The 12,029-nt window shown below is 71.2% G+C and carries 8 protein-coding genes; 3 read left to right on the top strand and 5 right to left on the bottom strand.

All coding sequences use genetic code 11. The annotated features are described in order from the left end of the window. The 3 genes from RM704_RS42740 to glgB form a co-directional block, all read left to right on the top strand. The coding region (locus RM704_RS42740; RefSeq protein WP_311593260.1) for an alpha-glucosidase C-terminal domain-containing protein at positions 1–290 on the top strand (290 nt) is incomplete at its 5' end. A gap of 94 nt (positions 291–384) precedes the next feature. Next, entirely contained in the window at positions 385–1,872 is a 1,488-nt protein-coding gene (locus tag RM704_RS42735) for a maltokinase N-terminal cap-like domain-containing protein (RefSeq protein ID WP_033529301.1), read from the top strand. 28 nt (positions 1,873–1,900) lie between these two features. Then, positions 1,901–5,056, top strand: coding sequence for a 1,4-alpha-glucan branching enzyme (glgB, locus tag RM704_RS42730; RefSeq protein WP_078937259.1), 3,156 nt, complete (start codon positions 1,901–1,903; stop codon positions 5,054–5,056). 192 nt (positions 5,057–5,248) lie between these two features. On the opposite strand, the gene RM704_RS42725 is transcribed toward glgB, so the two are convergent. From RM704_RS42725 to RM704_RS42705, 5 genes are all read right to left on the bottom strand, one after another. After that, positions 5,249–6,616 carry a cytochrome P450 family protein gene (locus RM704_RS42725; protein ID WP_311593256.1) on the bottom strand — a complete coding sequence of 456 codons (1,368 nt, stop codon included), beginning with the start codon at positions 6,614–6,616 and terminating at the stop codon, positions 5,249–5,251. Positions 6,617–6,760: 144 nt separating this feature from the next. Continuing rightward, positions 6,761–9,004 carry a HelD family protein gene (locus RM704_RS42720; RefSeq protein ID WP_033529302.1) on the bottom strand — a complete coding sequence of 748 codons (2,244 nt, stop codon included), beginning with the start codon at positions 9,002–9,004 and terminating at the stop codon, positions 6,761–6,763. 188 nt (positions 9,005–9,192) lie between these two features. After that, positions 9,193–9,525, bottom strand: coding sequence for a thioredoxin family protein (locus RM704_RS42715; protein ID WP_078937260.1), 333 nt, complete (start codon positions 9,523–9,525; stop codon positions 9,193–9,195). After that, the gene (locus tag RM704_RS42710; RefSeq protein ID WP_033529304.1) at positions 9,522–9,956 is read right to left on the bottom strand and encodes a MerR family transcriptional regulator; all 435 of its coding nucleotides are present in this window, start codon (positions 9,954–9,956) and stop codon (positions 9,522–9,524) included. The genes RM704_RS42715 and RM704_RS42710 overlap by 4 nt, the downstream gene beginning before the upstream one ends. 245 nt (positions 9,957–10,201) lie before the next feature. Beyond that, positions 10,202–11,584 (bottom strand): cation:dicarboxylate symporter family transporter, encoded by a 1,383-nt coding sequence (locus tag RM704_RS42705; RefSeq protein ID WP_033529305.1) that lies wholly within the window; start codon positions 11,582–11,584, stop codon positions 10,202–10,204. Positions 11,585–12,029: the final 445 nt, after the last annotated feature.

Raw genomic sequence — 12,029 nt, 5'->3', positions numbered from 1 at the left:
TCCGCAAGCAGAACCCGGCGTTCGGCCTCGGCACCTACACCGAGCTGCCCTCGTCCAACCCGTCCGTCCTCGCCTACCTGCGCGAACACAAGGACGACCTGGTGCTGTGCGTGAACAACTTCTCCCGTTTCGCCCAGCCCACGGAACTCGATCTGCGCGCCTACGAGGGACGCCACCCCGTCGAACTCATCGGCGGAGTCCGCTTCCCGGCCATCGGTGAGCTGCCCTACCTCCTCACCCTCGCGGGCCACGGCTTCTACTGGTTCCGCCTACGGAAGGACGCCGTGTAAGCCCGACCGGAACTCCGGGCGGGCCGGTTTCCCCCGGCCCGCCCGGGGCACGCAGACAGGAACACCCCGCCCCCCGGGGAAAGGACGCGATTCCATGTCGGAAGCCGCTTCGCACTCCACCGCGACAAGTCCTGCACCACCACCCGCCACGGAACCGACAGCCGGGCTGCTCACCTCGCTGGAGCCCCTGCTGCGCGAGTGGCTGCCACGGCAGCGCTGGTTCGCGGGGAAAGGGCGACCGGTCACCGGGTTCAGCCTGGTGGCGGCGACGGAACTGCTGCCGGTGGGCTCCTCCGCGGCCGGCGGGTCACAGGGGGCCGGCGGTTCCAAGGCCGGTCTGCTGCATCTCCTCGTCCGCGCCCATCAGCCGCTGGTGCCGTCCCAGGGGGCCGCGACGCACCCCGGCGACTGCTACCAACTGCTGCTCGGCGTGCGCGAGGCGCTGCCGCCCCGGCTGGCACCCGCGCTGATCGGGCATGTGACGGAGGGGCCGCTGGCCGGGCGGACGGTGTACGAGGGGCTGCACGACCCGCGTCTCGCCGACGTCCTCCTGGAGGCGCTGCGGACCCAGGCTCGCGTCGGTGAGCTGCGCTGCGGGCGGGACACGCGCCACGACATCCCCGAGGGCCTGGTGCCGCGTCTGGCCACCGCCGAGCAGTCCAACTCGTCCCTCGTCTACGGCGATACGTTCATCCTGAAGCTCTTCCGCCGGGTCGTGCCCGGGGACAACCCCGACCTCGAACTGCCGCTCAGCCTGTCCCGCGAGGACTGCCCCCGGGTACCGGCGCCGGTGGCCTGGATGGTGGCGGAACTGGGCCGCGCGGGCGACCCCGACGGCCATCACGTCCTGGGCGTCCTGCAACCGTTCCTGCACGGCGCGGCGGACGGCTGGGAACTGGCGCTGAGCATGCTGACCAAGGGCGAGGACTTCACCGCCGAGGCGCGGGCGCTGGGGCGGGCGACCGCCGAGGTGCACACGGCGCTGACGCGCGCCCTGCCCACGGTCACCCTGGGCCGGCCCCAACTGGAGACGCTGGTCGAGGGGATGACCGAGCGCCTGGAGGCGGCGGCGCAGGCCGTGCCCGCGCTGCGGCCGTACGCGCCCGGTCTGCACACGGCGTTCGAGGCACTGGCCGACCTGGCGGCCGAGGGGCGCACCTGGACGGCCCAGCGCATACACGGCGACCTGCACCTGGGGCAGTGCCTGCGTTCTCCGTCCGGGGAGTGGTCGCTCATAGATTTCGAGGGCGAGCCCTCGAAGCCGCTGGCCGAGCGGCGGATGCCGCAGCCCGTCGCCCGTGACATCGCCGGCATGCTCCGCTCCTTCGACTACGCCGCGCACTCCCTCCAGCCCCCGGCCACGGACTGGGCGACCACCTGCCGGGCCGCGTACTGCTCCGGGTACGCGGAGGTGGCGGGGGTCGATCCCCGGACCGATCCCGTGCTGCTGCGCGCGTACGAGACCGACAAGGCCGTGTACGAGGTCCTGTACGAGGCCCGCCACCGCCCCGACTGGCTCTCCGTCCCCCTGGCCGCCGTCCACCGCCTGGCCACGGACCCCTGCACCGACATCACCCCCTGACACCACCCCTCCCGAGGAGACCGTCCCTGTGACTCCCCGCCCGCCGTCCGACGACAGCACGCAGCCCGCCGACGCCGGGGCCGAGGTACCGGCCCCGGTGAAGAAGACCGCCGCGAAGAAGACGGCCACGACGAAGAAGACGGCCGCGAAGAAGACGACGGCCACGAAGGAGACCGTCGCCAAGAAGGCGACGACGGCCAAGAAGACGGCGACGGCGAAGAAGACGGCGACGGCGAAAAAGGCTGCGGCGAAGAACACGGCCGGGGTCGTCACAGCCGACGCGGCCTCGGGGGCACCGGCTGCGAACCCCGTGGCGAAGACGACCGTGGCGAAGACGACGACGGCGAAAAAAGCTGCGGCGAAAAAGACTGCGGCGAAGAACACGGCCGGAGTCGTCACAGCCGACGCGGCCTCGGGGACACCGGCTGCGAACCCCGTGGCGAAGACGACGACGGCGAAAAAGGCCCCGGCGACGAAGGCCGTGGCGAAAAAGGCCGTGGCGAAGAAGAGCGTCGCGAAAAAGGCAGTCGGGAAGAAGGCCGCGGCCAAGAAGACCACGGCCGGGAAGACCACGGCCAAGAAGGCCACCGTCGGGAAAGCCCTGACCGCCGTACCCGGCACCGCGGGAGCCGTGACCGCCGAACCCGGCACCGCGAAGGCCGTGACCGCCGAAGGCGCGGCCAAGAAGGCCGTCACCAAGAAGGCCGCCGCCAAGAAGGTGCCCGCCAAAAAGGTCTCCGCGAGGAAAGCCTCGGCGAAGAAGGCCGTGGGGGCGCCCGAGTCGGCCGGCCGGGAGTCGGCCGCTGCCGTGTCCGTGCTGGACGGAGCGTCCACGCCCTCCGGACCGACGGTCCCCCGCCAGGCGACTTCCGTGCCGACGGGCCCCGACCCGGTGGTCCCCAAGCAGGCCGACTCCGAGCCGGTGCTCGACGCGCCCACGGACGCCACACCGGCCGGCACCGGGGCCCCCGAGTCCCCCCTCGCCGAGCCGGCCTTCTCCCCCGCGATGGACGGCGGTGACCGGGAGCGGTTGTTGGCCGGTACGCATCATGAGCCGCATGCCGTCCTCGGGGCCCATCCCGCGCCCGGTGGTGTGGTGTTCCGGGCGTTCCGGCCGTACGCGCTCGGGGTGAGCGTGGTGGTGGGGTCGCTGCGATCGGAGCTGCACGACGACGGGGGCGGCTTCTTCTCGGCGCTGCTGCCGCTGCGGGAGGTTCCGGGGACGTACCGGCTGCTGGTGTCGTACGAGGGGACGGAGCAGGAGACCGAGGACGCGTACCGCTTCCTGCCCGCGATCGGTGAGCTGGACCTGCATCTCATCGGTGAGGGGCGGCACGAGCAGCTGTGGCGGGCGCTCGGCGCGGAGCCGATGACGCACCAGGGCGTCACCGGCACCCGCTTCACGGTGTGGGCCCCGAACGCGCGCGGCGTACGCGTGGCCGGGACCTTCAACTTCTGGGACGGCGCGGGCTTCCCGATGCGTGCGCTGGGCTCCTCGGGCGTGTGGGAGCTGTTCGTGCCCGGGATCGGCGAGGGTGAGCTGTACAAGTTCGAGATCACCCGGCCGGACGGCTCGCGGACGCTCCGGGCCGACCCGCTGGCCCGCCGCACGGAGGTCCCGCCCGCCACGTCGTCCGTCGTGCACGCCTCGCACTACGAGTGGGGCGACGAGGAGTGGCTGGCGAGGCGGGCCGAGACCCCGGCGCACGAGGCGCCGTTCTCGGTCTACGAGGTCCATCTGCCGTCCTGGCGACCGGGACTGACCTACCGGCAACTCGCGGAGCACCTGCCGGCGTACGTCTCCGACCTCGGCTTCACGCACGTCGAGCTGCTGCCGGTCGCCGAGCATCCCTTCGGTGGTTCCTGGGGCTACCAGGTCACCGGTTTCTACGCCCCGACCGCCCGCCTCGGCACCCCGGACGACTTCAAGTACCTGGTCGACGCCCTGCACCGGGCGGGGATCGGGGTGCTGATGGACTGGGTGCCGGCGCACTTCCCGCGTGACGACTGGGCGTTGGCGGAGTTCGACGGGCGCCCGCTGTACGAGCACGGGGACCCGGCGCGGGCGTCGCACCCCGACTGGGGAACGCTGGAGTTCGACTACGGACGCCGCGAGGTGCGCAACTTCCTGGTGGCCAACGCCGTCCACTGGTGCGAGGAGTACCACATCGACGGGCTGCGGGTGGATGCCGTCGCGTCGATGCTGTACCTCGACTACTCGCGCGAGCCCGGCCAGTGGACACCGAACGAGCACGGCGGCCGGGAGAACCTGGACGCGGTCGCCTTCCTCCAGGAGATGAACGCCACCGTGTACCGGCGGGTACCGGGCGTCGTGACGATCGCGGAGGAGTCCACGGCCTGGGACGGGGTCACGCGCGCCACCCACCACACCGGTCCGGGCGGCTTCGGAGGGCTCGGCTTCGGCCTGAAGTGGAACATGGGCTGGATGCACGACTCCCTGGACTACATGGCCAAGGACCCCATCCACCGCAAGCACCACCACCACGAGATGACGTTCTCGATGGTGTACGCGTACAGCGAGAACTACGTGCTGCCCATCTCGCACGACGAGGTCGTGCACGGCAAGGGCTCACTGGTGTCGAAGATGCCGGGCGACTGGTGGCAGCAGCGCGCCAACCACCGTGCCTACCTCGGCTTCATGTGGGCCCATCCGGGCAAGCAACTGCTCTTCATGGGGCAGGAGTTCGCCCAGGGCGCGGAGTGGTCGGAGGCGCACGGGCCGGACTGGTGGCTGCTCGATCCGGCGTACGGCGCGGAGGCCGACCACCGGGGGGTACGGGACCTCGTCCGTGACCTCAACACGGTGTACCGCCGCACTCCGGCCCTCTGGGAGCAGGACACCCGGCCGGCGGGGTTCTCGTGGATCACGGGGGACTCGGCGGACGACAACGTCCTCGCGTTCCTGCGGTTCGCCGAGGACGGCAGTCCGCTGCTGGCGGTCTCCAACTTCTCGCCGGTGGTGCGGCAGGACTACCGTCTGGGTGTTCCCGAGGACGTCCCCGCGTGGCGTGAGGTGCTCAACACGGACGCGGGTGTCTATGGGGGGACGGATCTGACGACGGCCCACCCGGTGAAGCCGGAGCCCCACCCCTGGCACGCCCAGCCCGCCAGCATCCGGGTGACCCTCCCGCCCTTGACCACCCTCTGGCTCCGCCCGGCCTGACCGGGTGTGCTGTCGGGTGCGGGTCCGGTGGGGGCTGGAAGGCCGTAGGGCCTTTCAGGGGCGCGGGGAACTGCGCGAGAAGCCCCACCGGACCCGCGCCCGACAACGCGTCAGCCGCTTCTCCTCGTGCCCGACATCATCCGCCGCAGCAACCCCAACAACCCACTGCTCTCCCCTCGCCGCACCTCCGACTCACCCCCCGCGACCACCACCTCGGCCGACGCGGCCGACGCCCCCGCCCCATCCACCCACCGCTCCCCCCCTCCCACGCACCGAACTGTGCCCGGCGAGTTCGTAACGCACCGGCAGCAGCTTCAACCCCCGCACCACAGGCCCCGACCGCCACGGCAGCTGATCCGGCGGCAGCGTCAGCTCCGCCCGGCCGAAGTGCTCGAAGATGCGCCCCACCGCGGTCGTGACGATCGTCCCCGCCAGCTCCCGCGCGGCGCTGGGACACTGGTGCGGCCCGGCCCCCCACGCCAGATGCGCCCGCGTACTGACGGCGGAGTCGACGAGGTGCGAGGTCCCGATCTTCAGCAGATCCTGGTGCGCGGCGGCGACGGACGGCGACACGATGTCCCCGGCCCGGATCAGGAAGTTCCCGAGCCGCGCGTCACGCGCCGCGAAGCGGAAGCACAGATTGGCCGTCGGCGGATTCGCCAGCGCGGCCCGGTTCACGGTCTCCCCGAGCTGCCCGTTCGACAGGCTCCGCCGCACGGTCGCGTTCCCCCGCAGCACCTCCAGCAGCGTGTTGCAGACCATGTTGCCGGTGATGTCGTTGAGATAGACCGCGTTCATGAACAGCTCCCGGCCCAACTGCTCGTCGCTCAAGGACGGGTCGGCCAGCAGCATGTAGGAGGTCAGGTCCTCCCCCGGGCGGGACCGCCGATGTGCGGCGAGCCGTGTCATCGCTCCCAGCGCCCGCCCGGTCGCCGGCCCCGCGTCCGGTCCGCCGTCCAGCATCCGCCACAGGTCCATGACCATCTCGTCGCCGAGGTCGACGGGACACCCGAAGAGCTTGGTCGTCACCATGAGCAGCAGCGGCCGGGTGTACTGCGCCGCGAGGTCGGCGAACCCGGTGGTCCCGGACTCGGCGGCGAGCACGGCGATCAGTTCGTCGGCGTAGTGCGCGACGGCCGCCCGCAGCTCCCAGCCCTCAGGCGAGTGCCCGTCCTGGAAGGGCCGCATCGCCGAGTGGTAGCTCAGCCGTGCGTGGCGGTGCTCCTCGTCGTCGAAGAACATGGTCTGGCGGACCTCGTACCCGGCGAGCAGGGGCCAGTCCTGGGGCAGCCGCCCCTCCGCCCGCGCCCGCCAGTGCCGTACGTCGCGCCGCCACACGCTCTCGTTGCGCAGGACCTCCAGCACCTCGCGGTAGTCGAGAACCAGCCACGCCGGCACCCCCATCAGCCCCACGGGTGCCACGGGGCCGTACGTTCTCCGCAGTCGCTCGTAGACGCTGCCCGGGTCCCCGTCGAACTCCGAGGTCAGCAACGGCTCCACGGGGAGCGATTCCAGGCCGGGGCCGCCGGTCGGAACGGCCGCGAACGGATGTGTTTCCATGCCGACACGCATACCGCATGAACCGTGTACGAGCAGTGACGATGACGCCAACCGTTACAGGTTGGTGATCCCTGATGCACCTGTGGTGACGGTGGCGGGGGTGACGGCTCCCGGGTACCCGGCAGTCGGCACCCCCGGCCCACTTCAAGCCAGGGCCGGCAACTCCTCCAGCGCCTTCGGCAGTTCCTCGGCGTGCACGACACCGAGTGTCTGCGTCGCCCGCGTGAGGGCGACGTACAGGTCGCTCGTGCCGAAGCGCCCCGGCTCGACGACAAGGACGGAGTCGAACTCCAGGCCCTTGGCCTGCCGGGGGTCGAGGAGGACGACGGTGCGGGTCAGGTCGGGCTCCGCGCCCGCCGTGACGCCGTCCAGCCGGGCCGCCAGCGCCCGGTGCAGCTCGCGCGGTGCGATCACCGCGAGGCGGCCCTCGGCGGGGGTGAGTTCGGCGACCGCTTCGGCCACCGCGGCGGGCAGCTCCCTCGTCGCCGCGCGGCGCGCCCAGGGCCGTACGCCGGTGGACCGTACGGAACTCGGCGGTTCGAAGTCCGGCCGCTCGGCGCGGACGACACCGGCCGCGACCGCCATGATCTCGGCGGGGGTGCGGTAGTTGACGCCGAGCCGGGTGTGCTCCCAGCGGTCCTGGACGTACGGGGCGAGGATGTCGGCCCAGGAGCCGACGCCCGCGGCCTCGGCCGTCTGGGCCGGGTCGCCGACCAGCGTCATGGAGCGGGTCGGCGAGCGGCGCATCAGCAGCCGCCAGGCCATCGGCGACAGCTCCTGCGCCTCGTCGACGATGATGTGCCCGAACGCCCAGGTGCGGTCGGCCGCCGCCCGTTCGGCCGCGCTGCGGTGGTCGTCCTCCTCGTGCCGCTCGGCGAACCGTTCGGCGTCGATGATGTCGTGGGCGGACAGCACCTCCGAGCCGTCGGGGTCGCTGTCCTCCTTGTCCTCGAACTCGTACGTCCGGGACGCGTAGGACACCTCCAGCACGCCCTGCGCGTAGGCGATCTGGGTCTCCCGCTCGCGCTCGGCACGGGCCCGCGCCGGGCGGTCGTCCTCCCCCAGCAGTTCGGCGGCCTCGTCGAGCAGCGGCACGTCGGCGACCGTCCACGCGCGCGTGACCGGACGGCGTACGGCGTCGGCGTCCTCCTTCGGCAGATACGCGTCCGGCTCGGCCAGGAAGTCCGCGATCAGTCGGCGCGGGGTGATCCGGGGCCACAACTGGTCGATGGTGGACCAGACCTCGGGGTTCTCGGCCAACTCGTCGCGGATCTGGGTGATGTCACTGGCGTCGAGGAGGTTGCTGCCGTCGTACGGGTCGGTGCCGATGCGTTCGGCGACCATCTCGGTGAGGGTGTTGAGGACATAGCCCTCGAAGTGCTCGCGGGCCGCGTTGTGCGGGAGTTTCGCCTCGCGGGTGCGCTCGCGGGCGACCCGTACGAGGTCGTCGTCGAGCATGAGGATCTCCCGGTCGTGCTCGATGGCGATCACGGGGTCGGGCAGCGACTGCCGGTCCCGCACGACGGCCGCGAGGACGTCGGCCATGGCGGCGCTCCCCTTCACCCGGGCGGCCGCCGGGGTGTCGGTGGCGGTGGCCCGTACGCCGGGGAAGAGCTCGCCGACCGTGGCCAGCAGCACCCCCGTCTCGCCCAGCGACGGCAGCACCTCGCCGATGTAGCCGAGGAAGGCCGGGTTGGGCCCGACGACGAGGACGGCGCGCTTGGCGAGCAGTTCCCGCTGCTCGTAGAGGAGGTAGGCGGCCCGGTGCAGGGCGACGGCGGTCTTGCCCGTGCCGGGGCCGCCCTCCACGACCATCACCCCCTGGTGCGGGGCGCGGATGACGCGGTCCTGCTCGGCCTGGATCGTCTGCACGATGTCGCCCATGCGTCCGGTGCGGGCGGAGTTGAGGGCGGCCAGCAGGACGGCGTCACCCGTCGGGTCCTCGTACCCGGTACGGGTCGCGTCGCCGAGGTCGAGGATCTCGTCGTGCAGGGCGGTGACCCGACGGCCCTCGGTGGCGAGGTGCCGGCGGCGGCGCAGCCCCATCGGGGTGTGGCCGGTGGCGAGGTAGAAGGGTCGGGCGACGTCGGCGCGCCAGTCGATCAGGATCGGGGTCCGCTCGGCGTCGTCCTCGCGCAGCCCGATGCGGCCGATGTGGTGGACGGCTCCGTCGGCGAGGTCGAGCCGGCCGAAGCAGAGCGAGCCGTCGACGGCGTTCAGTGCGGCCAGCAGCCCCGAGCGCTCGGCGACCAGGATGTCCCGCTCCAGACGGGCCTGCATGGGCGTGTCGCCCTGGGCGAGCGCGTCCGTGACGGACCCCTCGGTATCACCGCGCAGGGCGTCCACGCGGGCGTACAGGCCGTCGACGAATTCCTGCTCACGCCGCAATTCATCGTGTGAATCATGCGAAAAGCCGGTGTTTGACAATTCCACTCCCGCCCGGATATACTGTGCTCACTGAACTTCTTTGCGACCTGTTCTTTTGAAGTCGCGAACCATTAAATATACGCAGAAAAAACCCCCGAGCACAATTGCTCGGGGGTTTTTCTCGTCCCTGAGGTCGGAACCGTCGTCCGTCAGAGCACGTCGTCCAGCTCCGCCAGCAACCGCCGCTTCGGCCGCGCGCCGACCATGGCCTTCAGCGGCTCGCCGCCCTTGAACACCATGAACGTCGGCATCGAGAGCACCCGGTACGCGCGGGTGGTCTCCGGATTGGTGTCCACGTCCAACTGCACCACCTTCAGCCGCTCGCCCTCCTCCGCCGCGAGCGCGCTCAGCACCGGCCCCATCTGCCGGCACGGCGGACACCAGTCGGCGGTGAACTCCACCAGCACCGGCAACGCGGCCCCGATCACCTCCGCCTCGAAGTCCGCGTCCGTCACCTCGGCCACACCAGCCGCTCTGATCACAGCTCCCCGCCTCCCGCTCCCAGTTCGCACTCCGGCTCCGGACCGCCCGGAACCCCCGCCTCGTCCGCCAGCCGCTGCCGCGCCCGCTCGGCCCGCGCCAACTGCTCGCCGACCGACGCCCGCACCGCCGCCAACTCACCGATCAGCGCGTCGAGTTCGTCCAGCTTCCGCCGGTACACCGCCAGCGACGCCGGGCACGAGTCGCCCTCCGGATGGCCCGCCCGCAGACACTCCACGAAGGGCCGTGTCTCCTCCAGGTCGAACCCGAAGTCCTGCAGGGTCCGGATCTGCCGCAGCAGCCGCAGATCCGCCTCGTCGTACGTCCGGTACCCGTTGCCCGCCCGCCGCGCGGGCAACAGCCCCCGCGCCTCGTAGTACCGCAACGTCCGTGTCGTCGTCCCGGCCCGTGCCGCCAGCTCCCCGATGCGCATACGAGGACGGTATTCCTTGACGCCGACGTCAAGGAAAGCCCGCGGGGGAAACGGCGAAAGGCCGAGCGGCCAGGTCTATAGGGGGGAGGACCTGGCCGCTCGGCGTTCTGGGAGATGTTCAGTTGTTCTGCCGTTCAGCTGTTCAATCCGTTCAGCTGTTTCGTTGCTCCGCTGTTCCGCCTGGTGTCCGTACGGCCGGGTCTACGGGGGAGGACCCGGCCGTACGGAGTCGTGGAGGCGGAGCCTCAGGCCTTGGCGAGTTCCTTCTCGCCCTCCGGCTCGGCGGCGGCAGGCGCCGGGGCGGACCCGTGACCGTCGTCCAGCAGCGTCGCCTCGTCGAACGGCGCCTGCCCGGCGAGGACCTCGTTCACCCGCTCCTTGTCGATCTCCTTGGTCCAGGTACCGATGAGGACCGTGGCGACCGCGTTGCCGGCGAAGTTCGTCAGGGCGCGGGCCTCGCTCATGAAGCGGTCGATGCCGACGATGAGGCCGATGCCGTCCACCAGGGCCGGCTTGTGCGACTGCAGACCACCCGCGAGGGTCGCGAGACCGGCACCGGTGACACCCGCCGCGCCCTTGGAGGCGACCAGGAGGAAGAGCAGCAGCGCGATCTGCTCACCGACGGCCATCGGCGTACCCATGGCGTCGGCGATGAACAGGGACGCCATGGTCATGTAGATCATGGTGCCGTCGAGGTTGAAGGAGTAGCCGGTCGGGACGGTGATGCCGACGACGGGCTTGCTGACGCCCAGGTGCTCCATCTTCGCGATGAGCCGCGGCAGCGCGGACTCGGAGGAGGAGGTGGACAGGATCAGCAGGAACTCACGGCCCAGGTACTTGAAGAGCGTGAAGATGTTCAGCCCCGCGACGATCTTCAGCAGCGCGCCGAGGACGATGAAGACGAAGAGGAAGCAGGTGACATAGAAGCCGATCATCAGCACGGCGAGGCTCTTGAGGGCGTCGAGGCCCGCGGAACCCGTCACGGCCGCGATGGCACCGAAGGCGCCGATCGGGGCGGCCCACATCACCATCGCGAGGATGCGGAAGACCAGGCGCTGGATGTGCTCGATACCGCGCAGGATCGGCTGGCCGGAGTCGCCCATGGCCTGGAGCGCGAAGCCCGCGAGGAGGGCGACGAGCAGGGTCTGGAGGACCTCGCCGCCGGTGAACGCGGAGACGATCGTGGTCGGGATGATGCCGAGCAGGAACTCGGTGGTGTCCTTCGCCTCGGCCGAGACCTGTGCCTGGCCGGTCTCCTTGATCGCGTCGGTGACCGCGAGACCCGTGCCGGGCTCGACGATGTTGCCGACGACCAGACCGATGGCGAGGGCCACCAGCGACATGATCAGGAAGTAGACCAGGGCGATGCCGCCCACGGCGCCGACCTTCGCGGCCTTCCGTACGGACCCGATGCCCAGCACGATCGTGCAGAAGATGATCGGCGAGATCATCATCTTGATCAGGTTCACGAAGCCCGTACCGATGGGCTTCAGCTCGACGGCGAAGTCGGGGGCGATGAGACCCACGGCGATGCCGAGGGCCACAGCCACGATCACGGCGATGTACAGGTAGTGGGTGCGGTCCCGCTTGGCGGGTGCGGTAGGTGCCGTATGGGTGGTGCTGGCCACGGCTGCCCTCCTCGTCGACGACGTCGTCGGCTCGCTGTTCCGGCGTGCGGCTCACGTCCGGGGGAAATCGGGAGACGGTCTCCCTGGGGTGGGAACCGGCGGGTTCCCGGGTGGGAGACCGGCTCCCGGTGTCGGGAGCCCGCGGGCTCCCGGAGCCGGTAGCTGGGGGACTGCCGGCGGTGGGAGCGGGGCTCCCGTGGGGTGTGGGAGCCGGGGCTCCCGGCGGTGGAAGCCGGCGGGCTTCCGGGGCCGGAGGCCGGGGCCTCCGGTGGGAGCTGGGGGGCTCCCGGGGCGGGGAGACAGGCTCCCGATGGTGGGAGAGATGTCTCCCGGGGTGGGGGACGGGCTCCCGGCGGCTCGGGTTGTGGGGTCCCGGGGCGGGAGTCGTACTCCCTGTCGGCGTCCATGTGCTGGACGAGTCGATGCAGTGACTATGTCCCTCCCT

It is taken from the genome of Streptomyces gottesmaniae, assembly GCF_031845845.1.
GTDB classification, from domain to species: domain Bacteria; phylum Actinomycetota; class Actinomycetes; order Streptomycetales; family Streptomycetaceae; genus Streptomyces; species Streptomyces akebiae.
This window is presented reverse-complemented; position numbering and strand designations above follow the sequence as displayed.

Bases quoted from the DNA above. Each gene is read 5' to 3' on its own strand.
- RM704_RS42735 (WP_033529301.1), top strand. From the start codon at position 385: ATGTCGGAAGCCGCTTCGCACTCCACCGCGACAAGTCCTGCACCACCA.
- RM704_RS42725 (WP_311593256.1), bottom strand. From the start codon at position 6,616: ATGGAAACACATCCGTTCGCGGCCGTTCCGACCGGCGGCCCCGGCCTG.
- RM704_RS42710 (WP_033529304.1), bottom strand. From the start codon at position 9,956: ATGCGCATCGGGGAGCTGGCGGCACGGGCCGGGACGACGACACGGACG.